General features: G+C 61.4%; 31 protein-coding genes. 20 read left to right on the top strand and 11 right to left on the bottom strand.

Going from position 1 to position 24,116, the window contains the following annotated elements:
- On the bottom strand, nt 1-297 hold the full coding sequence (locus G489_RS0105190; RefSeq protein WP_029040645.1) for a hypothetical protein: 297 nt from the start codon (nt 295-297) through the stop codon (nt 1-3).
- 143 nt (nt 298-440) lie between these two features.
- Here G489_RS0105190 and G489_RS21610 point away from each other — a divergent pair, with 143 nt between their 5' ends.
- Together G489_RS21610 and G489_RS0105180 are read left to right on the top strand one after the other, a co-directional pair.
- Nucleotides 441-1,481 carry a DUF1176 domain-containing protein gene (locus tag G489_RS21610; RefSeq protein WP_029040644.1) on the top strand — a complete coding sequence of 347 codons (1,041 nt, stop codon included), beginning with the start codon at nt 441-443 and terminating at the stop codon, nt 1,479-1,481.
- A gap of 30 nt (nt 1,482-1,511) precedes the next feature.
- Nucleotides 1,512-2,210: a hypothetical protein gene (locus G489_RS0105180; protein ID WP_029040643.1), complete on the top strand. Its 699-nt coding sequence runs from the start codon at nt 1,512-1,514 to the stop codon at nt 2,208-2,210.
- Here the strand turns inward: G489_RS0105180 and G489_RS19155 are convergent, their stop codons facing one another.
- Nucleotides 2,211-2,819, bottom strand: a complete 609-nt coding sequence (locus G489_RS19155) for a hypothetical protein (RefSeq protein ID WP_051332323.1) — start codon at nt 2,817-2,819, stop codon at nt 2,211-2,213.
- Nucleotides 2,820-2,984: 165 nt separating this feature from the next.
- On the opposite strand from G489_RS19155, the gene G489_RS0105170 reads away from it, so the two are divergent.
- The 6 genes from G489_RS0105170 (at nt 2,985) to G489_RS0105145 (ending at nt 8,030) form a co-directional block, all read left to right on the top strand.
- Nucleotides 2,985-3,953, top strand: a complete 969-nt coding sequence (locus G489_RS0105170; RefSeq protein ID WP_029040642.1) for a calcium/sodium antiporter — start codon at nt 2,985-2,987, stop codon at nt 3,951-3,953.
- A gap of 40 nt (nt 3,954-3,993) precedes the next feature.
- Nucleotides 3,994-4,740, top strand: a complete 747-nt coding sequence (locus G489_RS0105165) for an SDR family oxidoreductase (RefSeq protein ID WP_029040641.1) — start codon at nt 3,994-3,996, stop codon at nt 4,738-4,740.
- On the top strand, nt 4,737-6,647 hold the full coding sequence (uvrC, locus tag G489_RS0105160) for an excinuclease ABC subunit UvrC (RefSeq protein WP_029040640.1): 1,911 nt from the start codon (nt 4,737-4,739) through the stop codon (nt 6,645-6,647). The genes G489_RS0105165 and uvrC overlap by 4 nt, the downstream gene beginning before the upstream one ends.
- A gap of 132 nt (nt 6,648-6,779) precedes the next feature.
- Nucleotides 6,780-7,328, top strand: a complete 549-nt coding sequence (gene pgsA / locus G489_RS0105155) for a CDP-diacylglycerol--glycerol-3-phosphate 3-phosphatidyltransferase (RefSeq protein WP_210162571.1) — start codon at nt 6,780-6,782, stop codon at nt 7,326-7,328.
- Nucleotides 7,325-7,576 (top strand): MoaD/ThiS family protein, encoded by a 252-nt coding sequence (locus G489_RS0105150; protein WP_029040638.1) that lies wholly within the window; start codon nt 7,325-7,327, stop codon nt 7,574-7,576. The genes pgsA and G489_RS0105150 overlap by 4 nt, the downstream gene beginning before the upstream one ends.
- Before the next feature lies 1 nt (nt 7,577).
- Nucleotides 7,578-8,030 (top strand): molybdenum cofactor biosynthesis protein MoaE, encoded by a 453-nt coding sequence (locus G489_RS0105145; protein ID WP_029040637.1) that lies wholly within the window; start codon nt 7,578-7,580, stop codon nt 8,028-8,030.
- 104 nt (nt 8,031-8,134) lie between these two features.
- On the opposite strand, the gene G489_RS0105140 is transcribed toward G489_RS0105145, so the two are convergent.
- Nucleotides 8,135-9,025, bottom strand: coding sequence for a branched-chain amino acid aminotransferase (locus tag G489_RS0105140; protein ID WP_029040636.1), 891 nt, complete (start codon nt 9,023-9,025; stop codon nt 8,135-8,137).
- A gap of 119 nt (nt 9,026-9,144) precedes the next feature.
- Between G489_RS0105140 and G489_RS0105135 the strand changes: the two genes are divergently transcribed.
- A complete protein-coding gene (locus tag G489_RS0105135) occupies nt 9,145-9,666 on the top strand; it encodes a MarR family winged helix-turn-helix transcriptional regulator (protein ID WP_051332322.1) in 522 nt (173 codons plus the stop codon).
- A gap of 60 nt (nt 9,667-9,726) precedes the next feature.
- On the opposite strand, the gene G489_RS0105130 is transcribed toward G489_RS0105135, so the two are convergent.
- From G489_RS0105130 to G489_RS0105115, 4 genes are all read right to left on the bottom strand, one after another.
- Complete coding sequence (locus tag G489_RS0105130) at nt 9,727-10,068, bottom strand: tRNA-binding protein (RefSeq protein ID WP_051332321.1); 342 nt, start codon at nt 10,066-10,068, stop codon at nt 9,727-9,729.
- Nucleotides 10,065-10,883, bottom strand: a complete 819-nt coding sequence (gene proC, locus G489_RS0105125; RefSeq protein ID WP_029040633.1) for a pyrroline-5-carboxylate reductase — start codon at nt 10,881-10,883, stop codon at nt 10,065-10,067. The genes G489_RS0105130 and proC overlap by 4 nt, the downstream gene beginning before the upstream one ends.
- A complete protein-coding gene (locus G489_RS0105120; protein ID WP_029040632.1) occupies nt 10,880-11,380 on the bottom strand; it encodes a type III secretion system chaperone family protein in 501 nt (166 codons plus the stop codon). The genes proC and G489_RS0105120 overlap by 4 nt, the downstream gene beginning before the upstream one ends.
- A 281-nt stretch (nt 11,381-11,661) precedes the next feature.
- Nucleotides 11,662-11,913, bottom strand: coding sequence for an accessory factor UbiK family protein (locus tag G489_RS0105115; protein ID WP_029040631.1), 252 nt, complete (start codon nt 11,911-11,913; stop codon nt 11,662-11,664).
- Between the two features lie 81 nt (nt 11,914-11,994).
- Here G489_RS0105115 and lgt point away from each other — a divergent pair, with 81 nt between their 5' ends.
- From lgt to G489_RS19145, 10 genes are all read left to right on the top strand, one after another.
- Complete coding sequence (gene lgt / locus G489_RS0105110) at nt 11,995-12,858, top strand: prolipoprotein diacylglyceryl transferase (protein ID WP_035871493.1); 864 nt, start codon at nt 11,995-11,997, stop codon at nt 12,856-12,858.
- 7 nt (nt 12,859-12,865) lie between these two features.
- A complete protein-coding gene (locus G489_RS0105105) occupies nt 12,866-13,921 on the top strand; it encodes a class I SAM-dependent methyltransferase (RefSeq protein ID WP_210162570.1) in 1,056 nt (351 codons plus the stop codon).
- 46 nt (nt 13,922-13,967) lie between these two features.
- Nucleotides 13,968-14,738: a peptidoglycan editing factor PgeF gene (gene pgeF / locus G489_RS0105100; protein WP_029040628.1), complete on the top strand. Its 771-nt coding sequence runs from the start codon at nt 13,968-13,970 to the stop codon at nt 14,736-14,738.
- A 214-nt stretch (nt 14,739-14,952) separates the two neighbouring features.
- On the top strand, nt 14,953-15,885 hold the full coding sequence (locus G489_RS0105095; RefSeq protein WP_029040627.1) for a ribose-phosphate pyrophosphokinase: 933 nt from the start codon (nt 14,953-14,955) through the stop codon (nt 15,883-15,885).
- Between the two features lie 189 nt (nt 15,886-16,074).
- The gene (locus G489_RS0105090; RefSeq protein WP_029040626.1) at nt 16,075-16,725 is read left to right on the top strand and encodes a 50S ribosomal protein L25/general stress protein Ctc; all 651 of its coding nucleotides are present in this window, start codon (nt 16,075-16,077) and stop codon (nt 16,723-16,725) included.
- A gap of 51 nt (nt 16,726-16,776) precedes the next feature.
- Entirely contained in the window at nt 16,777-17,472 is a 696-nt protein-coding gene (gene pth / locus G489_RS0105085; RefSeq protein ID WP_029040625.1) for an aminoacyl-tRNA hydrolase, read from the top strand.
- Between the two features lie 97 nt (nt 17,473-17,569).
- The gene (locus tag G489_RS0105080; RefSeq protein ID WP_029040624.1) at nt 17,570-18,223 is read left to right on the top strand and encodes an NADPH-dependent F420 reductase; all 654 of its coding nucleotides are present in this window, start codon (nt 17,570-17,572) and stop codon (nt 18,221-18,223) included.
- A 114-nt stretch (nt 18,224-18,337) separates the two neighbouring features.
- A complete protein-coding gene (gene ychF / locus G489_RS0105075; RefSeq protein WP_029040623.1) occupies nt 18,338-19,435 on the top strand; it encodes a redox-regulated ATPase YchF in 1,098 nt (365 codons plus the stop codon).
- 25 nt (nt 19,436-19,460) lie between these two features.
- A complete protein-coding gene (locus G489_RS19150) occupies nt 19,461-20,003 on the top strand; it encodes a MaoC family dehydratase (RefSeq protein ID WP_051332319.1) in 543 nt (180 codons plus the stop codon).
- Nucleotides 20,000-20,554, top strand: a complete 555-nt coding sequence (locus G489_RS19145) for a MaoC family dehydratase (RefSeq protein WP_051332318.1) — start codon at nt 20,000-20,002, stop codon at nt 20,552-20,554. The genes G489_RS19150 and G489_RS19145 overlap by 4 nt, the downstream gene beginning before the upstream one ends.
- Here the strand turns inward: G489_RS19145 and G489_RS0105060 are convergent.
- Nucleotides 20,551-21,009: a YaiI/YqxD family protein gene (locus tag G489_RS0105060; RefSeq protein WP_029040622.1), complete on the bottom strand. Its 459-nt coding sequence runs from the start codon at nt 21,007-21,009 to the stop codon at nt 20,551-20,553. The genes G489_RS19145 and G489_RS0105060 overlap by 4 nt on opposite strands.
- A 3-nt stretch (nt 21,010-21,012) precedes the next feature.
- On the bottom strand, nt 21,013-22,140 hold the full coding sequence (locus G489_RS0105055; RefSeq protein ID WP_029040621.1) for an S-(hydroxymethyl)glutathione dehydrogenase/class III alcohol dehydrogenase: 1,128 nt from the start codon (nt 22,138-22,140) through the stop codon (nt 21,013-21,015).
- A gap of 484 nt (nt 22,141-22,624) precedes the next feature.
- Here G489_RS0105055 and G489_RS0105050 point away from each other — a divergent pair, with 484 nt between their 5' ends.
- Nucleotides 22,625-22,846, top strand: a complete 222-nt coding sequence (locus G489_RS0105050; RefSeq protein WP_029040620.1) for a hypothetical protein — start codon at nt 22,625-22,627, stop codon at nt 22,844-22,846.
- A gap of 48 nt (nt 22,847-22,894) precedes the next feature.
- On the opposite strand, the gene G489_RS0105045 is transcribed toward G489_RS0105050, so the two are convergent.
- Both G489_RS0105045 and G489_RS0105040 read right to left on the bottom strand, forming a co-directional pair.
- A complete protein-coding gene (locus tag G489_RS0105045; protein ID WP_029040619.1) occupies nt 22,895-23,434 on the bottom strand; it encodes an adenine phosphoribosyltransferase in 540 nt (179 codons plus the stop codon).
- 101 nt (nt 23,435-23,535) lie between these two features.
- Complete coding sequence (locus tag G489_RS0105040) at nt 23,536-24,111, bottom strand: hypothetical protein (protein WP_029040618.1); 576 nt, start codon at nt 24,109-24,111, stop codon at nt 23,536-23,538.
- Nucleotides 24,112-24,116: the final 5 nt, after the last annotated feature.

The raw sequence follows: 24,116 nt of genomic DNA, 5'->3' as shown, positions 1-24,116 counted from the left end.
TTATTTGCCGCCCATCGCGTTCTTCGCAAAGCCAGCAATCCCGGTCAGGATGCCGCCACCGACAAGACCGGTGACCGCCTGCCCGACGATGGCGCCCGCGTCAAGCCCGCCGGCCCCCACAAGGCCTTCCAGCCCCGGAATGATGCCAGCAAGCCAGGTGCCGCCAACCCCGCCGATCACACCGGCAATGATATTGCCGGTCTGGCCGAGGCTGACATTCTTGGCGACCTGTCCGGTCCCGACACCGCCGACACCGCCCGCCACCGCCTGGATAATCAGGGCAATAATGGTTTCCATTGTTCCCTCCTCATTTGCGACTCCGGAAGCGGAGCGCACAAAAAAGTTACCGCGAACCGGGCCCTACCGAAATGGCTTGATTGATGTCATCAACCGGGCATTTTGTGGCGCTATCGCCAGGTGCACCCAACATGGAGTGGCACATGTTCCGCCCCCTGACCCGATTTGCCCTCACCATCGCCTGCCTTTTCGCGCTGGCATGGCCGGGCCTCGCCCAGCCATTCGGCGAGACACGGCGCTATTTCGATGACTGGCTGGCGGCCTGCCGGCCCACCACCGATTATTGCTCGGCAACCGCCTATGTGAATGTCGGGGCGGGTGGCCGCGTGGCAGATCATATCCTCAGGGTCGGTCGACATCCCGATGCGCCCTATTGGGAAGTCTCGTTCACGGCGGTCATCGCCATGCCCGCCGAAACCTCCGTGCTCAACATCGCCATCGACGATGCCGAACTGAACGCCGAGCCGGGACGCGACTACGCCGCCTTTGGCGCGATCAACGACTATTTCCTCATGGGCGACGCCGCCCAGTTCACCCTCGATCACCTCGTGCCCGGAAACACGGCCCGCTTCGCCTTCACCGACGATCAGGGCACGCCCCATGAAGCCGCGTTCTCGCTACGCGGCCTCGCTGCATCTCTGCTCTGGATCGACGAACAGCAGCGCCGTGTAGGCGCCGAGCGCGTGGCCGGTGCCGACCCCAAGGGCCTGGAGCGCGTGGGGCAGGCGACCGGGCCCAATGGCAGCCTGCCCGCCGCCCTCCTGCAGCAACACGCGGCCAGCGGCACCTGCGATCCCATGCAGGACGTCGTCCATGCCGATTGGGGTGAAGTGCATGATCTCGGCGAAACAACAAAGCTCTATATCGTCCCCTGCACCAGCCATGCCTACAATGTCACATTCCGGCTCTACGTCGCCCGTGCACCCTTCACTTCCTTCGAGCCGCTCTATTTCGCGGACTATTCCGAGGCCTTGGGCTGGACCGGCACCGACCGGCTTTTCAACATCGCTTTCGAACCGGAAACGAACAGGCTGAGCGCCTTCTATAAGGGCCGCGGTCTTGCCGATTGTGGCACGGCCGGCAATTGGGTCTGGAGCGACTACGCCTTCAAGCTCGAAAGCTATTACGCCAAGGACGAATGCGACGGCGATTTCGGCGGCGAGTTCCCGCAGGTCTACCCGTGAGATTTCGCAGCCGGTGAGAAAAGCCCCGACTTGAAGCCGACCGATCTGACCCCACGTCAGGTCAACCAACGAATGGCCGAAGGGATGGGCGAGATGCGGAAGTGGTTCTCAGCGGCGTTGATCGCGTTGTTACTGGCGGCGCCGTCGAGCGCCGTCGAACCGGCCCAGCAGGACGTCGATTGGGGTCCCGTGCTCAACAAGGCGGTTGAGCGCTGGCGTGAAGAGGTCGCCAACACGCCACCCGAAGCACCTCAGCCAGACGAGCCGAAATATACAATCCCTGATGCCCTTCTCGCGCAGCACAAGGGCGACGGTACGTGTATTCTGCCACGGGAAGATGAAGAACAGTTCTGGGGTTTGACTTACCTTCTCGACGGGGACACTAACCTGTACCTCGTTCCCTGTTTCGGCGGTCACCACGTTCCCTATACATTTCGTATCTATATTGAAAGGGACGACACCCTTCGTAAGTTCAATCAAAAATACTTCGCAATCACCGACGGAGAGAGCGGATGGTGGGCGACCGACCGGCTGCCGGAAGTTGATTTTGATCCGGATCAGGTCACGCTGACCGCTCATTGGGTGCCCCGTTACGGCTACTACGACTGCGGAGCGATCGGAGTTTGGCGTTTGGTCGAAAACGGCTTCGTGGCCGACTCGTTTGGAATCGATGACAATTGCAGCGACCAGACCTGGGAGATAACCGAACAGATCTATCACACCGATTGATCAGAACGGGTCCCAGAAGAAGATAAGGCCGATGGAAAGGAAATAGGGTAGCGCCAGCAGCACCGCGAGAACCGTGAGCGGCCAGCGCCTGAACCGCCAGATCACCAGTGCCGCCAGAATGACCCCGACAACGATTTCCACGGTGCCGACGAGGCCGCCATAATGGTCGCGCTGGTAATAGCTGACCGGCGAATGGAAACGCCAGTCAGTCAAGGGCCAGAAATGAATATGGGCATCATCGGTATGAACGGGGAAGTCGAGGACCACATGGGTCATGGCCGCCCCGGCAAAAAGCATCAGCCCGACACCCCAGCCACGCAACCGCTCGCTGGCGCGGCTGATCCAGTAGCCGAGGGCGATCAGCGACGCATACAGTGGCATCGAATTCGAGATCGCCGAAAAGGTCTGCCATGGCTCTTGCCAGTAGAGGCCCTCCGGCTTTCTCCACAGATTGGCATTGTCCATCATCGCCCGGCCATAGCCGACCATGACGAACACGCTCATATCGGGGAAGAAACCCCCGAACCACGCGGCGGCGATGTGATACCAGCGCTGGCTGGGACGCGAAAGCGTCGCCCCGGCTACCAGCATATGCGTCGTTGTCAGCATGAACCGCCCCTCATGACGTCAAAATAGTGTGGTCTCCCCCATAGCGCCATTCACAAACCCGAATGTGCCCCCCTTTAAATCCTGATTGTCCTCACCATATTGGCGTGATCTGCGCCCGGTTCCGGAGCGCCTTCCCGCTGACTACCCGCCGAAACAAGGGCCGATATGATTTATGTGCTGCTGCTCGTTGGTCTGACTGTTCTCATTCTGGCGGGTGATTTGCTTGTACGCGGCGCGGTGGGCCTCTCCAAACGCGTGGGCATTCCCCCGCTCGTCATCGGCCTCACCATCGTTGCCATGGGCACATCCGCCCCGGAGCTGGTGGTGTCACTCGATGCGGCACAAAAGGGCGCGGCCGGCCTGGCGCTGGGCAATGTGGTCGGCTCCAACATCACGAATGTGCTGTTCGTGCTCGGCGTACCAGCCCTGTTTTGCGCCATAGACTGCCGGCAGAACGGCATCCGGCGCTCGACCTTGTTCATGATCGCGATCTCGGTGATCCTCATCGGACTGTCTCTCGATGGCTCCTTGTCGGCCATGGACGGCGTCGTCCTGTTGGCGTTTCTCGCGATTTTCGTGGGCTATTCCTTCCATCATGCCCGCCGGGACATGAAGAATCGCGATGCCGCTGAAGCCTTTGAGGAGCTTGAAGAAGCACCCGACGACACCAAGCGCATTGTCCTGTTCCTCGTGGCTGGCCTTATCGGCCTGCCGCTTGGCGCCAAGCTGACCACTGACAATGCACTCGCCATCGCCGCAACCTGGCAGGTGGCCGACAGCGCCGTGGGCCTGACCATTGTTGCCCTGGGTACGTCACTGCCCGAATTTGCCGCCGGCATGGCCGCCGCCATGCGGCGTCAGCATGCTGTCGCCATAGGCAATGTGGTCGGATCGAACATTTTCAACATCCTGTTCATCCTCGGCCTCATCGTCACATTCTTTCCGCTCAGCGTGCCGGAGAACTTCCTGCGCTTCGACTTCTGGGTGATGCTGGCGACCTCGGCCTTGCTGCTGCCTCTCGTCTTGATGGGTCGCAAGATTGGCAGGATTGAAGGCGCCGTGATGACTGTCGCCTATCTCGGCTATGTGTATTTCGTTTATCACATGAACATGGTGACGATTCCCGGCGCATAGTGCGGCACGGGAAACGGAAAACGGATACGGGAAACTCGATATGAGCGGTGTCGCCCTGATCACCGGCGCAGCCGACCGCATTGGCGCGGCCATGGCGCGCGGCCTGGCCAAGGCCGGCTTCAAAGTGATCGTTCACTACAACCGGTCGCGATCAAAGGCCGAAGACCTGGTGGCGAAAATCAACAATGAGGGTGGCGCGGCCGCTTGCATTGGCGCCGACCTCACGGACACAAAGGCACGCGGTACCTTGGTCGAGCGCGCCGGCGAACCCTTTGGGCCGCTCACCATTCTGATCAACAACGCCTCAGTCTTCCACGCCGATACCGCCCACGCGATAGACGAGGACCACTGGCACATCCATTTCACCCTCCACGCCGAAGTTCCGACGCGCCTGGCCGCGGACTTCGCCCGTCAGTTGCCCGAAGGCGCAAGCGGTTCAGTGATCAACATGATCGACGAACGCGTGTTGCGTCCCGATACCGAATTCTTCAGCTACTATCTGTCGAAGTCAGTGCTGTGGACCGCCACCCGAAATATGGCCCTCACCTACGCCCCGCATATCCGCGTCAACGCCATTGGTCCTGGCCCGACCCTGCAGGACGTCCACCAGACCGAAGAAGAGTTCGAGGCAAGCCAGCGTGCCCTGCCGCTCGGTCAAGGAGCAGACCTCGAGGACTTCGCGCGGGCGGCGCTGTTTCTCATTGAGACACCCTCGATCACCGGCCAGATGCTGGCCCTCGATGGCGGTGCGCACCTCAATTGGCGCCGCAAGGACGGCGACGAATGAGTCAGGAACAGCATCAGGAAGCGCAAAAATCCGGCCCTGACATCATCAAGGCCTTTGTGCGCACCCTGCCTGCCTCCCCCGGCGTCTATCGCATGCTCGATGACAAGGGCCAGGTGATTTATGTCGGCAAGGCCCGCAGCCTCAAGGCCCGGGTGAATAACTACACCCGCTATGAAGGCAACTCGCTGCGCATCGGGCGGATGATCTCGGCCACCCGCTCCATGGAGTTCGTGACCACCGAGACCGAGGGCGAAGCCCTGCTGCTCGAGGCCAACCTCATCAAGCGCCTCAAGCCGCGCTACAATGTGCTGCTGCGCGACGACAAGAGCTTCCCCTACATCCTGATTGCCACCGAGCATGAGGCGCCTGAAATCCTGTTGCATCGCGGCGTCCGGCGCCGAAAGGGGCACTATTTCGGTCCCTTCGCCTCGGCCCATTCGGTGCGCAAGACGATCACGGCGCTGCAAAAGGCTTTCCTTTTGCGCAACTGCACCGACAGCTTCTACCAAAGCCGCACCCGGCCCTGCCTGCAGCATCAGATCAAGCGCTGCGCCGCGCCCTGCACCGGGGAGATTTCAATCCCCGACTACGAAGCGCTGGTCGAGGATGCCCGCGCCTTTTTGATGGGCAAGACCAAGAAGGTGCAGGACGAGCTTTCAAAGGACATGAACGAGGCCGCCGAAAACCTCGATTTCGAGCGAGCCGCATTGCTGCGCGACCGGCTCAGCGCGCTGGCCCTTATCCAGAGCCAGGGCGACATGACCGCCCAGAGCCTCGCCGATGCCGACGTGTTTGCCATCCATCACGAGGCCGGCCAGTTCTGCGTTCAGGTCTTTTTCTTCCGCGCCCACCAGAACTGGGGCAACCACGCCTACTACCCCCGCGCCGACAAGGAGTTGACCGACGAAGAGGTGCTGACCGCCTTTGTCGCCCAGTTCTATGAAGGCCGGACGGCGCCCCGCGACGTGCTGGTCTCGCACGAATTGCTGGAGCAGGACCTCGTAGCCGAAGCACTCTATATCCGCTCGAAATCCAAGGTCCGCATCACCGCACCCAAGCGGGGCGAAAAGCGCGAACTGGTCGACTACGCGCTGACCAATGCCCGCGAGGCGCTGGGGCGCAAGCTCTCGGAAACCGCCTCTCAGCAAAAGCTGCTCGAAGGCGTTAGGGAAACCTTCGGGCTGGAGGAAACCCCACGCCGCATCGAGGTCTACGACAACTCCCACATCCAGGGCACGAATGCCGTTGGCGGCATGATCGTTGCCGGGCGGGAGGGCCTGTCGAAGAAGCACTACCGCACCTTCAACATCAAATCGACCGAGCTGACCCCGGGCGACGATTTCGGCATGATGCGCGAAGTGCTGACCCGGCGTTTCACCCGGCTGATCAACGAAACCGATCCCGAAACCGAGACCGTCGACCCCGATGCCGATGACTCCGCCACAATGCCCGAATGGCCGGATGTGCTGCTCATCGATGGCGGCAAGGGCCAGCTCGGCGCGGTACGCGAAATCTTGAGTGAAATGGACCTGCCGCGCCATGTGGCCCTGATCGGCATCGCCAAGGGCGAGGAGCGCAATGCCGGGCGCGAAACCTTCCATATGGAAGGCCGCGAGCCCTTCATGCTGCCGGCCCGTGATCCGGTCCTTTATTACGTCCAGCGCCTGCGCGACGAGGCCCACTGCTTTGCCATCGGCACCCACCGCGCCCGCCGCAAAAAGGAGATGGTCAAGAACCCCCTTGATGAGATCGAAGGGATCGGACCGACCCGCAAGCGCGCGCTGCTCAACCATTTCGGCTCGGCCAAGGCCGTGTCCCGCGCCTCGCAGGCCGATCTGCAAGCGATCAGCGGCATCTCCTCGGAAATGGCGCAAAAGATCTATGATCACTTCAACCGGAGCAGTTGATCCGGTGACACTGCGCTTGACCGGGCCTGATCGCTCCTGTTGGCTAAAGCATCGTGCGAAAAGTGGATGCCGGTTATTCGCAAAAACGACGCGATCACAATGAGATAGGGTACCGAACCAAGGCCGAGACCGATGAACCTGCCCAATATCCTGACACTGAGCCGGATCGTCGCCATTCCGGTCATCATCTTCCTGTTCCTGACCGGCAACCCGGTCGCGCAGTGGTTCGCCTTTGCTCTCTATGTGATTGCGGCCATTACCGATTTCTTCGACGGGGCGCTGGCAAGGCGAATGAACGCCGTGTCCCCGCTGGGGCGCATGCTCGATCCCATCGCCGACAAGCTGCTGGTCGGCGCGCTGCTGATCGCCTTCGCCTTTGCAGGCAGCTTCACCACAGGCCTCACCTGGGCCGCCATTGCCATCATGATGCGCGAGATAGCAGTCTCCGGCCTGCGCGAACATCTCGGCAGCGAGGGTGTTACCGTGCACGTCACCGCGATCGCCAAATACAAGACCATGACCCAACTCATCGCGCTCGGCGCCATGCTGGTGGTGCCGCTCGTCCCTGGCCTCGAACTCGCCGCCCACGGGCTGGTCTGGCTGGCAGCGGTGCTGACGGTCTATACGGGGGTCGAATATTTCATGAAGGCCTGGCCGCATCTTTCGGGAGCCAAGGTATGAAGCTCGTCTATTTCGCCTGGATCAGGGAACGGCTCAATCGCTCCGGTGACGAAGTCGATCCCCCTGCCGAAGTCGTCACCGTCTCCGACCTGCTCGACTGGCTGGCAGACGGCGATGAGAGCTTCGCTCTGCTGCTGGAGGACCGCAAGGCCATCCGGGCGGCGCGGGACGAGGAACTGGTTGACCACGACGCCCCGATCGCCGGGGCCGGCACCATCGCCCTCTTCCCGCCCATGACCGGGGGCTGACATGCCCCGTGTGCGTCTGCAGGCCGAACCCTTCGATCCCGGCGCGGAAACCAATGCCTTCCTCAAAGGCCGCGAGGAGACCGGTGCCTTTGTGAGCTTCGTCGGCACCGTCCGCTCGACGCCCGACAAGCCGGTGACCAGCCTTACCCTCGAACACTATCCGGGAATGGCCGAAGCCCAGATCACCCGCTTCGCCGAAGAAGCACTTGAGCGCTTCAAACTCACCGATATCGCCGCCATCCATCGTTTCGGCACCATGAAGCCCGGCGAGGTCATCGTCATGGTCATGGCGCTGTCTCCGCACCGGCTAGCCGCCTTCGACGGCGCCAACTTTGTGATGGACTGGCTCAAGACCGACGCCCCTTTCTGGAAAAAGGAAGCGGGTCCTCAAGGTGAAAACTGGGTCGAGGCCAAGGCGACAGACGACACCGCCCGCGACCGCTGGAAGTCCTAGGAAAAAAGGAAGCCCCGGCCAATGACCGGGGCGAACCACGAGGGTGGGATAAATTGATCCCCACCCTTCGACAAGCTCAGGATGAGGATCGGATGAATTGGGCCCTATTCAGCAGCGGCCCGCTTGGGCTGCACTTCGCGCGAATAGCTTTCCATCATGTCCTTGCAGATCTCGCCCGGCGTGAAGGTGTACTGGTCGATCTCGGACACAGGGGTCACTTCCGCGGCCGAACCGGTCAGGAAACACTCGTCATAGTCGCCCATTTCCTCGGGCATGATCGCGCGTTCGATGACCTTGATCCCCTTGGCCTTGGCCAGTGCGATGACGGTGCGGCGGGTGATGCCATCAAGGAAACAGTCCGGCAGCGGCGTGTGCAGCTCGCCATCCTTGTAAAAGAAGATATTCGCCCCGGTCGCCTCAGCCACCTGCCCGCGATAATCGAGCATCAGCGCGTCGCCGAAACCCTTGTCCTCCGCGGCCTGCTTGGAGAGCGTGCAGATCATGTAGAGCCCGGCTGCCTTGGAAGCATAGGGGGTCGAATTCGGCGCCGGACGGCGCCAGTCTGAGATCGTCAGCCGGATTCCCTTGAGCCGCTGCTCGGGGGTGAAATAGCTGGGCCATTCCCAGGCGGCGATCGCCAGATGCACGGGGTTGTTCCGCGCATAGAGCCCCAATTCCTTGGAGCCGCGCCACGCGACCGGACGCATATAGGCGTCGGTCAGCCCGTTCTTTTCGAGAACGGCATTGCAGGCGGCGTCGATCTCATCGGCGCTGTAGGGAATCTTGAAATCGAGAATACGGGCGGAATTGATCAGCCGCTCGGAGTGTTCGTGCAGCTTGAACACCTGCCCGCCATAGGCGCGCTGCCCCTCAAAAACCGACGAAGCATAATGCATGGCGTGGGTCAGCACATGCACCTTGGCGTCCTTCCAGGGCACCATTTCGCCGTCGAACCAGATCCAGCCTTCGCGCTGGTCCAAGGGCAAACCGGCCATCTTCTTCTCTCCATTTCTCGCGTTTTGCTTGTGAAGCACCATTGTGCGCCGCCGCCCCAGACTTGGCAAATCCAATTGGCTCTGGGATAAGACCGAAAGTCTTGGCGACTGGAATCACGATGCCAGCACCCGAAATTAATGTCAATAAGGCTGACATAAATTCAGCCCGGACCGGACAACCCCTCGATCTGATGGGGCTCCTGTTCTTCGCCTATCGGGATTTCGTGCGCGATGCCGATGCCCTTCTCGCCAAGCAGGGCTTTGGGCGGGCGCATCACCGGGTTCTCTATTTCGTCAATCGGAAGCCCGGCATGACGGTCGCCGAATTGCTGGATATTCTGCGCATTACAAAACAAAGCCTGGCTCGCGTGCTGCGGCAACTGGTCGAAAGCGACTATATCGAGCAGATCACCGGACCGACCGACCGGCGCCAGCGGCTGCTTTATCCGACCGCCAAGGGCGTCAACTTGATCGGCACCCTCACGGATCTGCAGGCAGCTCGGGTATCGAAGGCGCTCGACGCCTTGCCACCCGACGGCCACAAGCTGGTTGCACGCTTTCTCGAGCAGATGGTCCAGCCCGAGGATCGCAAGACCCTCGACGATCTGCACCTCACAGACGTCCTCAAGGACTATCTCTGACGCCGCTGAAACAGTTTTGATTTCAGGCCCTTGGTCAAACCGGTTGAATCAATCCGGCAGCTACATCAGGCGTTGGCCGTTCGGCACCGGCTTGTCGACGGCCGCCAGGACGATGTCACCATTCTCGTCTTCATAGCCCAGCGTCAGCACTTCCGATTTGAGCGGCCCGATCTGCCGCGGCGGGAAGTTTACGACAGCCATCACCTGCCGCCCCACGAGCTCGTCTGGCGAATAATGCACGGTGATCTGGGCCGAGGATTTCTTGATCCCCAGTTCCGGCCCGAAATCGATCAACATGATGATCGCGGGCTTGCGGGCCTCGGGAAAATCACGGGTTTCGACAATCGTGCCGGTCCGGATATCGACCTTGAGAAAATCGTCGAAGCTGATCGTGTCCGTCACTGGCCCAATTCCTCTGCCCGCAGCCGTGCAGCATGAACCGCCCGTCTCATCAAGTCTCTCAGCCCGTCCTCATTGGCCATCAGCACGTCAAGCGCCGCGGCGGTGGTGCCCTTGGGCGAAGTCACATTTTCGCGAAGCTTGGCCGCCGGGATCCAGTCGTCTTCCTCGAGCAGTCCCGCGGCACCAATGATCGTCTGCCGCGCCAGCGCCATTGCAGTCTCCGCCGGCAACCCTTCGGCCTCACCTGCAGCCGCCAGCGCTTCAACGAGATGGAACACATAGGCCGGACCGGAACCGGAAACAGAGGTTACCGCATCGATATCGGTCTCGTTGTCGACCCAGACCACGCGCCCGGCAGCTTCGAGCAACGCGGTCGCCACGTCCCTGTCTTCAGCCGAGATGTCCCCCGCATAGGCCCCGGAGATGCCCTTGCCGATTTGTGCCGGTGTGTTTGGCATCACTCTGACAACACGATGCGTGCCGGTGCCGGCGCTCAGCTTCGCCATAGGTATGCCGGCGGCAATCGAAACCACCAGTGTATCAGGGCCGACGGCCATGGCCGCGTCGCCCATGACTTCACCCATCACCTGGGGTTTGACGGCAAGCACAATGACCCGCGCGGATTCCCGCGGCACGGCATCGGCGATCTGAACGCCGTGCTTGCGCGCAAACTCGATCACAGCTTCGGCCGGCGACGGATCGACCAAGGTCAGGCCGTGCGGCGGCAGGCCCTTGGCGAGCCATCCGCCCGCCATGGCCGTTCCCATCTTGCCCGCGCCGATCAGGACGAGCGGTGTTGCCCTGGTTAAACTCACGCCTCGCCCACGGTTTCGAACATGACGTCAGACAGCGCCTCGCCCGCAGATTTGCCGGCCCAGACGACGAATTGGAACGCCTGATAATACTGGTCGCAGCTCTCGACGGCGGACTTCATCAACGCCTCGCACTGCAAGGGTGACACTTCTGCGCCGCCATTGAGCATGTGCGAATTGCGGAACAGAACCATGGATTCATTGTTCCAATTGTCGAAATGCCCGATCCAGAGCTGCTCGTTGATCAGGGCGATAAGCTGCTTCACCTCGTTACGCCGCGCATCGGGAATCTTGAGATCGAAGGCGCATGCCAGATGCAGCGCCTCGATATCCTCCATCCAGGTGAAGGAGACGTGATAATCCGACCAGCCCCCGCGCACCGAAATCGAGATCTCATCCGCGTCCTGACGGTCAAAAGACCAGTCATTGATCGACGCAATATGCTCGATGATATCGACCGGGTGAACGCTGCGCTCAAGTTCCAGTTCAATCAGGGACATGCCGGGCCTCGCAAAGCTCGTAGATTTGAGTTCGACACGCGGAAAAACCCGCCTGCCCGCACGGTGAAAATGCTTGCATTCCCGGCCCTTTACCTGGCCGGTCGACGATCCGGAAATGTGCCGCACCATCGCGAATCTTCATCGCATCATCACCCTACACCGGGTCCGGTCTGTGGTGGACTGTCCGGGGGACTCAGACCGGATTTCTCTTGTGGATGATCGGCGCTCAAAGGTTAACGTGCGATTAATCGAATGCCCTCAATCCCGGCATTTCTGTCCCGTTACGATACCTTCTTCTTTCCCTTGAAATTTTCGAGATCACGGCGGAGCTGCGCGATTTCCTCGCCCTGGATCTGAACGAGCTCGCGCAAGGCGTCATAATCCTCGCGCTTGACGAGATCGAGATCGGCGACGATGCGCTCCATCTGCGCCTTGAATGCGGTTTCCGCTTCGCGGCGGACGCCATCCGCCATTCCGGCCGCGTCGTTCATCACTTTGGCCAGATCGTCGAAAAACTTGCTGCCCTGGGTCATGGTGAGGTCCTTTGCACTCAAATCAGGTGACCAGAATGTAGGGAGCGCACCGGCGCTTGACCAGTGCCGGGTCCGGCGGCAATGTGCCGCCGACCTTGGACAGAATGCGAGCGTAACAGCGTGCCTTTCCCCGAAATCGACCCAGTCGCCTTTGCCATTGGCCCGCTTGTGGTGCGCTGGTACGCCCTCGCCTATATCGTCGGTATCGGGCTGGGCTGGTTCTACGGCACCCGCCTGATCGCTCGACAGAGCCTGTGGCCGGCAGACGCCCCGCCCCTGACCCGCGAACAATGGCTCGATTTCCTGTTCTGGGCCGTCATCGGCATCATCGTCGGCGGCCGGCTGGGCTATGTGATCTTCTACAATCCCGCCTATTTCGCCGCCAATCCGGCGGAAATCCCGATGCTGTGGGCCGGCGGCATGTCCTTCCATGGCGGTCTGTTGGGCATGATCATCGCGATCACCTGGTTCGCGCGCCGCCACAAGGCGCCGCTCTTGCCATTGCTCGACCTGCTGGGGGCTGCCGCCCCCATCGGGCTGTGTTTTGGGCGCATCGCCAATTTCATCAATGGGGAACTGTTCGGCCGCCCGACTGATCTGCCTTGGGGCATTGTGTTCCCCATGGGCGGTCCGGAACCGCGTCATCCGAGCCAGCTTTATGAAGCCGCACTCGAAGGCCTGCTGCTTTTCGGGCTGTTCTTCATCCTCATTCGCTTCTTTGGCGCGCTCAAGCGCCCCGGTCTCATCGCCGGCCTGTTCGGCATCGGATACGGCCTTTCTCGCATTCTTGTAGAGATGGTCCGCGAACCGGACGCCCATATCGGCTACCTGCCTTTCGGGCTGACCATGGGCATGGTGCTGTCGCTGCCGGTTCTGATCGCCGGCATCGGCCTGATCGCCTACGCCATGCGCAAGCCGGCCGACCGTGCTGGCGCCGAAGGCTGACCGGCCCGTGACGACTGCCAACAATAAGCAAAGACGCTTTATCGAAGGCATGATTGCCCAGTCCGGGCCAATTTCTCTGTCGGCCTATATGCGGCTTTGCCTGCTGCGTCCCGACCATGGCTACTACACCACGGGCAACCCGATCGGGCAGGACGGCGATTTCATTACCGCGCCCGAGATTTCTCAGATGTTCGGGGAAATGATCGGGGTCTGGGCGGCCACGAGATGGCAGGGCCTGGGTTCTCCCAACCCAGTCGACATTGTGGAGTTCGGGCCAGGGCGCGGAACGCTGATGGCCGACGCATGGCGGGTGTTGGGTAAGGTGCCTGGCCTCGCCGACGCCGCCAATCTGCATTTGCTGGAAGCGAGCCTCACCCTGCGTGCCCAACAGGCAGACAGACTGGCGCATGCCAATCCTGAATGGATCAGGGACCTGGGTGAACTACCGGATAGCGGGCCGCCCGTGCTGATGATCGGCAACGAGTTCCTCGATGCCCTGCCGATCACGCAGTACCAGAAGGCCGACGGAGCCTGGCACGAACGCGAGATCGGGCTTGTCGACGGCCAATTCGCCTTCGGCCTGTCGCCAACCCCGATGCCGGAGGCCAACCTTCCCCCGGCCATCGCCGATGCCCCGGAGGGCGCCATCTGGGAAGTCAATTTTGGGGCCAGGCAGCTCATCGCCGAAGTCGCCGACCTCCTCAAGGCCCGCGGCGGGGCAGCGCTCTTCATCGATTACGGCTATGCGGACACCCAGACCGGCGACACGTTCCAGGCAGTCGCCGGGCATCGTTTCGCGGATCCCTTCGCCGATCCCGGACACGCCGACCTGACGGCCCATGTGGATTTCGGGGCACTCGGCGAGATCGCGCGTGAACGCGGCCTCAACTATAGCCTGACGACACAGGCCCAATTCCTGGCTGACCATGGCATCGGGCAACGCGCGCACGATCTGGCCTCAAAAAATCCCGAGGAAGCTGATACAACAAAAACTGCATTCACCCGGCTCACGGCGTCCGACCAGATGGGCGAGTTGTTCAAGGTGATGACGCTTTCGGCCTGACCGCCTGTTTGGTCGGGCCCGAAAAGGAGGCCACAAGGGAAACCCGATGACCGTAGCCTTCGAGAAATGCACAAACCTTTCCGGCGACACAGCCATACTGCATGGCTTTTTCGGTCGTGCCGGAGGCGTGTCCTCTGCACCTTACGACAGTCTCAACTGCTCGACCGCCAGCGGTGATGTGCTTGAGAATGTCCTTGAGAACCGCCGTATTGTCCTGCGCTCGCTGGGTTTGATGCCGGATACCCTGGCGATCGCCAAGCAGGTGCACAGCGCGATGGTGGTCACCGCAACCGGTCCTTTCGACGAGGCCTCGCGGCCCGAGGCGGATGCGTTGGTGACCGACCGGCCCGGTGTCAGCCTTGGCGTCCTGACGGCCGACTGCGTCCCGGTGCTGTTCGCCGACTCGGAGGCGCGCATCATCGGCGCCTGCCATGCCGGTTGGCGTGGCGCGGTCGACCATGTGGTCGCTGCAACGATCGATGCGATGGAGAAACTGGGCGCCGACCGAGACAATATCCGTGCCGCGATTGGTCCCTGTATTCACATGCCCGACTATGAAGTCGGCAATGAATGGGCCAACGCCCTCGTGGCCCGCAATCCGGAATATGAGCGCTTCATCCACATCCCGCGCGGGGCCGAGAGGGAGCATTTTGACCTGCCTGGCTTCGTTCTCGCCCGGCTGCGCGAGGGTGGCATTTCCGATCCCGGCCATGTTGGCACCTCGACCTTCGCCAGCCCGGAGAAATACTTCTCTCACCGCCAGGGCAGCCCCGGTCGCCAGCTATCCGTCATCGCGCTGACAGATACAGGCCACTGACTGAATCTGTCTGTCAGGCTTGCGGCGCACGGCGTTGATCCGACTCAGAAATCCGGAATCAGCGCCCCATTGACGGCCATTCTTAACTTTTCAGGTGGATTTGGTGTCGCATCGGCGCCAGCCCAGTTGAACCCTGCGGTCTGGGCGTATATGGGAAACCCAACATTTCCGCCGCATCTGAGGCGGCGCGGCACGAAGAGCCCGAGGCAGCATCATGAAACTGGTCACCGGCAACGCCAATCTGCCCCTGGCGCACGACGTCGCCAAATACCTCAACACAAAGCTCACCGATTGCGATGTCCGGCGCTTCGCCGACAAAGAGATCTTCGTCGAGATCAAGGAAAACGTCCGCGGTGAGGATGTCTTCGTCCTCCAGTCGACCTCCTTCCCGGCGAATGACAACCTGATGGAGCTGCTGATCATCATCGACGCGCTCCGCCGCTCTTCGGCCCGGCGCATTACCGCGGTGATCCCTTATTACGGCTATGCCCGGCAGGACCGCAAATCCGCGCCGCGCACCCCGATCTCCGCCAAGCTGGTCGCCAACCTCATTACCGAGGCCGGCGCCAACCGCGTTCTCAACCTCGATCTTCATGCCGGGCAGATCCAGGGTTTCTTCGATATCCCCACCGACAATCTCTATGCCGCGCCGGTCATGGTGCGTGACATCCAGGAGAACTACGACACCGACAAGGTGATGATCGTTTCCCCCGATGTCGGAGGCGTGGTCCGCGCCCGCAATGTGGCAAGCCGCATTGGCGCCTCGCTGGCGATCGTTGACAAGCGCCGCCCCCGTGCCGGCGTGTCGGAAGTGATGAACATCATTGGCGATGTCGACGGCCAGAGCTGTATCCTCATCGACGATATCGTCGATTCAGGCGGCACCTTGTGCAACGCGGCCGAAGCCCTGCTCGAGGCAGGCGCCAGCGAAGTTTCGGCCTATATCACTCATGGCGTGCTTTCGAACGGCGCCGCGGAACGCGTCGGCAAATCCAAGCTCAAGGAACTGGTGATCTCCGATTCCATCGCGGAGACCGAGCTTGTGGCCGTCACCAAGAACATCCGGCGCTTCACCATCGCACCGCTGATCGGCGAGGCCATCGCCCGCACCGCCCATGAGCGGTCGGTTTCGAGCCTTTTCGACTAATCGGGACGCCCGGCCGCACCGGCGGGGCCTTTGCCATTCACACTCTTGGCCAAACTGCGCGCCAACGCCCTTGTCGCGGGGCTTTGATTGATCTATACACCGCCGCTTGAAGCGCCGCGTGCACCCCTGGAGGACGTCGGCGCCGCGCCGGACATGGGGTTCGGCGCACAGCAAACCCTGGAGAATTCCATGAGCGCTGATCTTAAAGCAGCGGCGCGGGAACGGGTTGGCAAGGGGGCCGCTCGTCAACTGCGCCTGGAGGGTCTCGTACCCGCCGTTATCTATGGTGACAACAAGCCCCCCGTCCCTGTTTCGGTCGTCTACAAGGACGCGATGCGGCGGATCACCGATGGTGGCTTTTTGAGCCACGTCATCAATCTCGATGTCGACGGTGAGACCGTCCGCGTGATCCCGCGCGACTACCAGCTCGAGCCGGTCCGCGACTTCCTCGTGCATATCGACTTCCTGCGCGTTTCCAAGACCTCGCGCCTGACCGTTGAAGTGCCGGTGCACTTTGTGAACGAAGAAGAATCCCCCGGCCTCAAGCGCGGCGGCGTTCTCAATATCGTTCGTCACGCCGTCGAAGTCTCGGCGCCTGCCGAATCGGTTCCCGAATCCTTCACGATCGATCTGACCGGCACCGAGGTTGGTGACAGCCTGCACGTGTCGCTGATCCCGATGCCCGAAGGCGTGTCGCCGACAATCACGGATCGTGACTTCACCATTGCGACCATCGCCGCACCGTCTGCTCTGCGTTCTGAAGAAGGCGCAGATGAGGAAGAAGAAGCCGCCGAACAGGCTGCTCCTGAAGCCGAAGCCGAAGGCGACGACGAAGACTGATCATGCTGACGGCGGCCTCAAGGGCCGCCGTCTTCCTTCCAGGAGCAGGCCATGCATCTCATCGTCGGCCTCGGCAATCCCGGAAAGAAATACGAAAACAACCGGCACAATGTCGGCTTCATGGCGGTGGACGCCATTGCGCGCCGCCACAATTTCCCGAGCTTCCGCGAAAAATTCTCCGGCCTCCTCGCCGACGGCACAGTCGATGGCGAGCGCATTCTTCTGCTTGCCCCGCAAACCTTCATGAACGCTTCGGGCGACAGCGTTGGCCCGGCCATGAAGTTCTATAAGCTCACCCCAGACGATGTGACCGTCATTTATGACGAACTCGATCTTGCCCCCGGCAAGGTGCGGATGAAGACCGGTGGCGGCCATGGCGGCCACAATGGCATTCGCTCGATCGAGGCGCATATCGGCAAGGACTTTCACCGGGTCCGGCTCGGCATCGGGCATCCGGGTGACAAGGCGCGGGTCCACGCTCATGTGCTTGGTGACTTTTCAAAGGCCGAAGCCCCGGGGCGCGACGCGATGATCGACGCGGTGGCCGACAACGCAGCCCTGCTGGCCCGCAAGGATGCCAACAATTTCATGAATCGGGTGGCGCTGGCGACCAGGCCGGCCATCGATCAGGAGCCCAAGGCCACGAAGGCGGCACCCAAAGCCCCACCGGCCCCAGCCAAGGAAAAGCCCTCCGACGATGGGCCGATGGCGGGCATGCTGAAGAAGTTTTTCGGCTCCAAAGACTGAATCCCGTCAGGACTAATCCTATATGTATTGAATCTCCTGCATTTTTGCGGGACGCTCTGGCATCTCCTCCAAACCACGCGTCGGGAAGGATTCCGCCATGAAGATCGGTGTTTTGGGCACGGGCATGGTGGGTCAGTCGCTGGCCCGCAAACTGGCCGATCTCGGCCATGAGGTGACGATGGGATCGCGCGCCGCGCGAAACCTCAAGGCCGCTGAATTCGTCAAGGAAACCGGACCGAATGCCCGCGCAGGCATCTTCTCGGAGGCCGCGGCCTTCGGCGACCTGATCGTTCTGGCCGTCAACGGGGCTGTCGCTCTAGAGGCACTGGCAGCAGCCGGGGAAGCCAATCTGGCGGGCAAGGTGTTGATCGACATCACCAATCCGCTGGACTTTTCCAACGGCATGCCGCCCTCGCTGATTCCTGAATTGTCCAACACCAATTCGCTGGGCGAGACCATCCAGAAGACCTACCCGAATTCAAGGGTGGTCAAGGCACTCAACACCATGAACTCGGCGCTGATGGTCGATCCATCGCGATTGTCCGAACCAGGGGACGTGTTCCTCTGCGGCAATTCGAGCGATGCCAAAGCGCAAGTCTCGAAAATCCTCAAGGAATTCGGTTGGACCCAACCGATCGATCTCGGCGACATCACGGCCGCGCGCGCCCTCGAACAGAGCCTGCCCCTGTGGCTGCGTCTTTGGGGCGTGTTCGGCACCACGGATTTCAACTTCAAGATCGTGCGCGGCTGAACGGTCACATCCCCCGGTTCGCCTTCGCGCAAGGCTTGATTTACGACCCTCTCCGCCCTATCCCATTGCGGCTGCGCCGCACAGGGTGGCGCTAAGGTTTTCGGAGTATCGCCCATGGGCTTCAAATGCGGGATCGTCGGCCTGCCCAATGTCGGCAAGTCGACCTTGTTCAATGCCCTCACCCGCACCGCGGCTGCACAGGCCGCGAACTTCCCCTTCTGCACGATCGAACCCAATGTCGGCGAAGTGAACGTGCCCGACCAGCGTCTCGACAAACTGGCGCAGATCGTCAATCCGAAGGAAGTCATTCCCGCGCGCCTGAGCTTTGTGGACATTGCCGGCCTCGTCAAAGGAGCGTCCCAGGGCGAGGGCCTCGGCAACCAGTTTTTGGCCAACATTCGCGAAGTCGACGCCATCGCCTATGTGCTGCGGTGTTTCGAAAATGACGACATCGTTCACGTCTCCGGCCGTGTCGATCCGATCGCCGATGCCGAGACGGTCGAAACCGAACTGATGCTGGCCGACCTCGAAAGCCTCGAAAAACGCATCGGTCCGCTCGAAAAGAAGATCCGCGGACAGGACAAGGACGCCAAGATCACCCTTGACCTCGTCAACCGCACCCTCGCAGTGCTGCGCGACGGCAAGGCGGCGCGCCATGTCGAACGCACGCCCGAAGAAGAAAAGCCCTTCCGCGAACTCCAGCTGCTGACCGCCAAGCCGGTTCTTTATGTCTGCAATGTCGACGAGGATTCGGCTGCCCAGGGCAATGAGTGGACCCGGCAGGTCGCCGAATACGCTCAGGCACAAGGCGCCGGCTCCGTGATCATCTCCGCGGCCATCGAATCCGAACTGGCTCAGCTCGATGATGAAGAACAGCTCGAATACCTCGCCTCACTGGGGCTGGAGGAACCCGGCCTCAATCGCTTGATCCGCGAAGGCTATGAACTGCTGCACCTGCAGACATATTTTACGGCCGGCCCCAAGGAAGTTCGCGCCTGGACGATCCGCCAGGGCACCCGTGCCCCGCAGGCCGCCGGTGTCATTCATACCGATTTCGAAAAGGGTTTCATCCGCGCCCAGACCATCGGCTTCAACGACTATGTGACGCTTGGCGGTGAAGTGCCCGCCAAGGAAGCCGGCAAGGCACGTGACGAGGGCAAGGAATATGTGGTTCAGGACGGCGATGTGATGCTGTTCCGCTTCTCGGGATAAACCGGGACAACAATCGGACAAGGTGATGACCGACAGGGCAAATACGGTCGAGCACTACTATGAGGACCTTACGGTCGGCCAGCAGATCGCGCTGGGTGAACGCACGATCGGCAAGCAGGAGATCTTCGCCTTTGCGCGCGAATACGATCCTTTGCCTTTTCATCTCGACGAGAAGGCTGCCAAGGAATCGCTCCTGGGCGGGCTCGCATCCTCAGGCTGGCAAACCGCGGGCTTCGCGCTCGGCCTGTTTGTCGAGGCGTTTCTTGGGAAAGCCGCATCCATGGGCGGGCTCGGGTTTCGCGACCTCAAATGGAAGCGGCCTTTCATGGTCAATGACACGCTGACTGGCACGGTCACCGTCACTGATCTGCGCCGCTCGCGGTCGCGCCCCGAGGTCGGCATCGCTACATTCGAATTTGACATGTGCAATCAGCAGGGCAAGCCGCTCATGTCCATGTCTTTGGTCAATCTCATCGGTTTGCGTGACCCGGGCAGTCCCATCCGCGATGATGAGGTCGGCGACGGAGATGGCGGAGAAGGTGCCGACGGCGAGGGAGGCGGCGAATGACCCGCTGGTACGAAGACATCGTGATCGATGAAGTCTTTCACCTCGGCGAGCATGAATTCACCGAGCCCGATATCATCGCCTTCGCCCAACAATACGATCCGCAGTATTTCCACACGGATCCCGAGGCCGCCAACGCCGGACCCTTTGGCGGTCTGGTCGCCTCCGGCTGGCATACCGCCTGTGTGGGGCAGTATCTGTTCATCACCCGGCTCGAGGCGGAGAAGGAAAAGATCATCGCGGCCGGTGAGGAACCTGGCATCTCCGGACCCTCGCCTGGCGTAAACACGATGGATTTCAAGACGCCTGTCCGTCCAGGTGACACTGTGCGGTACGAGTTGAAGGTTACCAGCAAGCGTCCCTCGAAGTCCCTGCCGGGCTGGGGTGTCATGATCCACGATTTTCGTGCATTCAATCAGCGCGACGAATTGGTGTTCGTCGAAGAGCTCGCTGCCTTTCTTCGCATGCGCGACTACAAGATGCCGCTCAAAATGCGCCTCGGCATGGCCCTGATGAAGCTGCCAGGCAGCAAGGCGCTGCTCGGACGGCGCTAAGCCTCAGTTGTCTTCGCCCGCCTGACGGCCAGCTCCATGGCCTCCAGAAAGGCTGAGCGGTCACGGGTGGTGAAGGAAGCATTGTAGCCCTTGCTTTCGCCGGTCTCGCGCAGATGCTGATTGAGATCGCGCATGGCCATGGCCATGCCGATCGAGGTTTCGTCAAACGCCTTGCCCGTCGGCCCGAGCACCGCGCAGCCCTTCTCGAGGGTCCGAGACGCCAGCGGGATATCGGCGGTAATCACGATATCGCCAGAACCCGCATGCTCGACAATCCAGTCATCAGCCGCGTCGGCGCCCTGCGGCACCATCACATTGCGGATCATCGGGTCGCGTGACGGCCGAAGCCCGAAATTGGCGACAAACGTCACCGGGACGCCATGCCGCTCTGCGACGCGCAACACCTCCGGTTTCACCGGGCAGGCATCAGCATCCACATAGATGGTAAGACCCATGAGCTAGAACAGCACCACCGAACGGATGCTCTTGCCCTCATGCATCAGATCGAAGCCGGTATTGATGTCTTCGAGCCTCAGCGTGTGAGTAATCATCGGATCGATTTCGATTTTCCCGTCGAGATACCAGTCCACCATCTTCGGCACGTCGGTGCGGCCGCGCGCGCCGCCAAAGGCCGTCCCCGTCCAGGTGCGGCCGGTGACAAGCTGGAACGGACGCGTGGAAATCTCCTGACCGGCTGCGGCCACTCCGATCACCACAGACTTGCCCCAGCCGCGGTGGCTGGCCTCCAACGCCTGCCGCATAACCGTAGTGTTGCCCGTGCAGTCGAACGTGTAGTCGGCACCTCCGATCTGGTCGGCACCGCGCTTGGTCATCTCGACGATATGGCTGACGACATCGCCCTCGATCTCGGTCGGATTGACGAAATGGGTCATGCCGAACTTCTCACCCCATTCGCGCTTGTCGTTGTTGATATCCACCCCGATGATCATGTCGGCACCCGCGAGCCTCAGCCCCTGGATCACATTGAGCCCGATACCCCCCAGCCCGAACACCGCGGCGGTAGCCCCTGCCTCAACGTCGGCGGTGTTGATGACCGCACCGACCCCTGTGGTGACCCCACAGCCGACATAACAGACCTTGTCGAAGGGCGCGGCCGGATTGATCTTCGCCAGAGCAATCTCCGGAAGCACGGTGTAGTTCGAGAAGGTCGAGCAACCCATATAGTGGAAGATGGGCTGACCCTTCAGCGAGAACCGGCTGGTGCCATCCGGCATCAGCCCCTGCCCTTGCGTGGCGCGGATTGCCGTACACAGATTGGTCTTGCGAGACAGGCAGGACGGGCATTCCCGGCATTCAGGCGTATAGAGCGGGATCACGTGATCGCCAGGTGCCACACTGGTGACCCCGGCGCCGACCTCGACCACAACTCCGGCACCCTCATGGCCCAACACCGAAGGAAACAAACCTTCCGGATCGCCGCCCGACAGCGTGAACGCATCAGTGTGGCAGATCCCCGTGGCCTTGATCTCCACAAGCACTTCGCCCTCTTTCGGGCCCTCGAGATCAAGCTCCACGATTTCAAGCGGCTTGCCGGCCTCAAAGGCCACGGCGGCACGGGTTTTCATTGGCGTCCTCCCGGTTTGCAAATCACCCCGAGCCTAGCGGCACACGAACGAACGCGACACCCAAAACTGACCCATGTTGAGCGCCGGGAATTGACAGGAATTCAATCCTGTGGTTATGTGGCGTCGCACTCCATACGAGGTTCCATCTGAAATGCGCTAAGATCTTCGGACGCCCCGGATATGCCGTTTTCGCCGACAGGCGAAGTGCGCGCATGCGGGTCTGACGTTCGTGGATCTTGAGGCCTCGTTTCGCCCTTTTCGGGCCAAGCGTCTGGTGCGTCCCACAAATTCCTGATCCTCTTGGCTGATCGAGCTGGCATCCGACATGCGTTCTTACGCATGGCCGCGCCTGTCGCATCTCATTCAGCCATACCGCTTGCCGCTGCGCCGGGCTCTCCGCGCCGCGCAGGGGTTCTATTGTCTGAAGGAATTTATTCCTCGTCCTGACGAGCTATCCCGGGGACGGGGAAGAAAGGGAACTGCAATGAAAGCCAACTTCACACACGCCCGCGTGCCCAGCAAGGGCAACACCCGTCGCGACCGCCACTTCGTCAAGGGCGGCAACCCGCGAGCACTGCAGAACACCATCCCCAAGGCGAACCGGGCAGACGGGGCCAACAAGGTAAATCCCCCCAGGCCGGGATCCTTGCCCGACGCGCCGAAGGATGACCTCATGGGATCTGCGATTCAGAAGAACAAGAAGTGAAACTGGGGCGGCGTTGCGCAATGGCGGGCGCCGCCTTCTTCTGCCCGCTCAGTGCCCCTCGAAGGACACCAGGCATTTGACCTCGATATCGTGCGCCCGCAGCTTTTCGGCCCCTCCGATCTCAGGCAAATCGATAACGAACGCCGCGTCTGTCACCTTGGCGCCCGTGCGACGCAGGAGATTGACCGCAGCGATAGCCGTCCCGCCCGTAGCGATCAGATCATCAATCAGCAGCACATGGTCATTCGGACCCACGGCATCCGCATGTACCTCGATAGTGTCTACGCCGTATTCGAGGGCATAGTTCTGGCCTATGGTCTCGCCCGGTAACTTACCGGACTTGCGGATCGGGATGAAACCGGCCTCCAGTTCGATCGCGAGCCCGGCGCCGAAAATGAAGCCGCGCGCCTCGATACCCGCCACATGGGTAAAGCCTTTGTCGCGGTACGGTGCGGCCAACTGTTTGATGCTTTCGCGAAACCCCGCCGGATGTTCGATCAGCGAGGTGATATCGCGGAACAGGATACCCGCCTTGGGATAATCGGGAATCGTCCGGATCAAGGATTTGATATCAATCGCTTCGCCCATGGTCTCTCCCCCAGCACAAACCGGCCGGGCATTCCGCCCGACCCCAGCGTCATGCGCGAAACCTAGCCGTTTTAGGCCGTTCCGCAAACCGCGGGATGGCCCTAGTTGGTGGGCCGCCACATCGAGATCGAGCGCCCTTGGACCGTGCCAGTGAAATGGGTCAGCCCGTCGCGCGTGAGTTGCAGCACCACCTGCTGGCCGTCAGCGGCGAGCAGGGCCAGCGGCGCTCCGATTCCCGTCTCGGTGCGGCCGAGATCATAGCGGCGCACAAGCTTGAGGGCCGGGTTCTGACACCCTTTGGGTGTCACGCCCGGACGGCCGAAGCTGGGCTCGCCCAGTTCGACCACGCAGCCACAATTGGTAGCGGTGTCGGTGATGATCCATTCGCCGGCCATGGAATTGGCGGCAAGACTGGGGCTGAGCGGCTTTTCGCCAGTCGGCGCCGGAGGCGGTCCCTCGGTCAGGGGCACCTGCCCTGCCTGGCATGAACCGTATTCGGCCACGGGTGCCACAGCGACCAGCTGGCCATCCTGGGTACGCACATAGCCATCCGGTGCGCGGGTCAGCGGCGCAGCCTCGCCAAGCGTCGCCTGAGGTGCAGTGGCGGTCAGTTCGGTGTCGGTACTCGCGCAACCCGACAATGCCATCAGGGCGACGCCCATGGCTGCCAGCCCCATGCCAG

It is taken from the genome of Cucumibacter marinus DSM 18995 (assembly GCF_000429865.1).
In the GTDB taxonomy this organism is placed as follows: Bacteria; Pseudomonadota; Alphaproteobacteria; order Rhizobiales; family Devosiaceae; genus Cucumibacter; species Cucumibacter marinus.
The sequence above is the reverse complement of the archived record's forward strand: the minus strand, read 5'-3'. Positions and strand labels throughout refer to the sequence as shown.

What these genes read in the sequence shown, in the direction of transcription:
- pgeF (WP_029040628.1), top strand. Translation starts at nt 13,968, where the DNA reads ATGACCGTAGCCTTCGAGAAATGCACAAACCTTTCCGGCGACACAGCC.
- G489_RS0105190 (WP_029040645.1), bottom strand. Translation starts at nt 297, where the DNA reads ATGGAAACCATTATTGCCCTGATTATCCAGGCGGTGGCGGGCGGTGTC.
- G489_RS19155 (WP_051332323.1), bottom strand. Translation starts at nt 2,819, where the DNA reads ATGCTGACAACGACGCATATGCTGGTAGCCGGGGCGACGCTTTCGCGT.
- G489_RS0105120 (WP_029040632.1), bottom strand. Translation starts at nt 11,380, where the DNA reads ATGTCCCTGATTGAACTGGAACTTGAGCGCAGCGTTCACCCGGTCGAT.
- G489_RS0105055 (WP_029040621.1), bottom strand. Translation starts at nt 22,140, where the DNA reads ATGAAAACCCGTGCCGCCGTGGCCTTTGAGGCCGGCAAGCCGCTTGAA.
- G489_RS0105115 (WP_029040631.1), bottom strand. Translation starts at nt 11,913, where the DNA reads ATGACCCAGGGCAGCAAGTTTTTCGACGATCTGGCCAAAGTGATGAAC.
- G489_RS0105045 (WP_029040619.1), bottom strand. Translation starts at nt 23,434, where the DNA reads ATGGGCGAAGCGATTGATATCAAATCCTTGATCCGGACGATTCCCGAT.
- pgsA (WP_210162571.1), top strand. Translation starts at nt 6,780, where the DNA reads ATGAACCTGCCCAATATCCTGACACTGAGCCGGATCGTCGCCATTCCG.
- G489_RS0105095 (WP_029040627.1), top strand. Translation starts at nt 14,953, where the DNA reads ATGAAACTGGTCACCGGCAACGCCAATCTGCCCCTGGCGCACGACGTC.
- G489_RS19145 (WP_051332318.1), top strand. Translation starts at nt 20,000, where the DNA reads ATGACCCGCTGGTACGAAGACATCGTGATCGATGAAGTCTTTCACCTC.
- G489_RS0105135 (WP_051332322.1), top strand. Translation starts at nt 9,145, where the DNA reads ATGCCAGCACCCGAAATTAATGTCAATAAGGCTGACATAAATTCAGCC.
- G489_RS0105080 (WP_029040624.1), top strand. Translation starts at nt 17,570, where the DNA reads ATGAAGATCGGTGTTTTGGGCACGGGCATGGTGGGTCAGTCGCTGGCC.
- G489_RS0105170 (WP_029040642.1), top strand. Translation starts at nt 2,985, where the DNA reads ATGATTTATGTGCTGCTGCTCGTTGGTCTGACTGTTCTCATTCTGGCG.
- G489_RS0105140 (WP_029040636.1), bottom strand. Translation starts at nt 9,025, where the DNA reads ATGGCCGGTTTGCCCTTGGACCAGCGCGAAGGCTGGATCTGGTTCGAC.
- G489_RS0105040 (WP_029040618.1), bottom strand. Translation starts at nt 24,111, where the DNA reads ATGGGGCTGGCAGCCATGGGCGTCGCCCTGATGGCATTGTCGGGTTGC.
- G489_RS0105150 (WP_029040638.1), top strand. Translation starts at nt 7,325, where the DNA reads ATGAAGCTCGTCTATTTCGCCTGGATCAGGGAACGGCTCAATCGCTCC.
- G489_RS0105050 (WP_029040620.1), top strand. Translation starts at nt 22,625, where the DNA reads ATGAAAGCCAACTTCACACACGCCCGCGTGCCCAGCAAGGGCAACACC.
- lgt (WP_035871493.1), top strand. Translation starts at nt 11,995, where the DNA reads ATGTGCCGCCGACCTTGGACAGAATGCGAGCGTAACAGCGTGCCTTTC.
- G489_RS0105090 (WP_029040626.1), top strand. Translation starts at nt 16,075, where the DNA reads ATGAGCGCTGATCTTAAAGCAGCGGCGCGGGAACGGGTTGGCAAGGGG.
- pth (WP_029040625.1), top strand. Translation starts at nt 16,777, where the DNA reads ATGCATCTCATCGTCGGCCTCGGCAATCCCGGAAAGAAATACGAAAAC.
- uvrC (WP_029040640.1), top strand. Translation starts at nt 4,737, where the DNA reads ATGAGTCAGGAACAGCATCAGGAAGCGCAAAAATCCGGCCCTGACATC.
- G489_RS21610 (WP_029040644.1), top strand. Translation starts at nt 441, where the DNA reads ATGTTCCGCCCCCTGACCCGATTTGCCCTCACCATCGCCTGCCTTTTC.
- G489_RS0105060 (WP_029040622.1), bottom strand. Translation starts at nt 21,009, where the DNA reads ATGGGTCTTACCATCTATGTGGATGCTGATGCCTGCCCGGTGAAACCG.
- G489_RS0105165 (WP_029040641.1), top strand. Translation starts at nt 3,994, where the DNA reads ATGAGCGGTGTCGCCCTGATCACCGGCGCAGCCGACCGCATTGGCGCG.
- G489_RS19150 (WP_051332319.1), top strand. Translation starts at nt 19,461, where the DNA reads ATGACCGACAGGGCAAATACGGTCGAGCACTACTATGAGGACCTTACG.
- ychF (WP_029040623.1), top strand. Translation starts at nt 18,338, where the DNA reads ATGGGCTTCAAATGCGGGATCGTCGGCCTGCCCAATGTCGGCAAGTCG.
- G489_RS0105145 (WP_029040637.1), top strand. Translation starts at nt 7,578, where the DNA reads ATGCCCCGTGTGCGTCTGCAGGCCGAACCCTTCGATCCCGGCGCGGAA.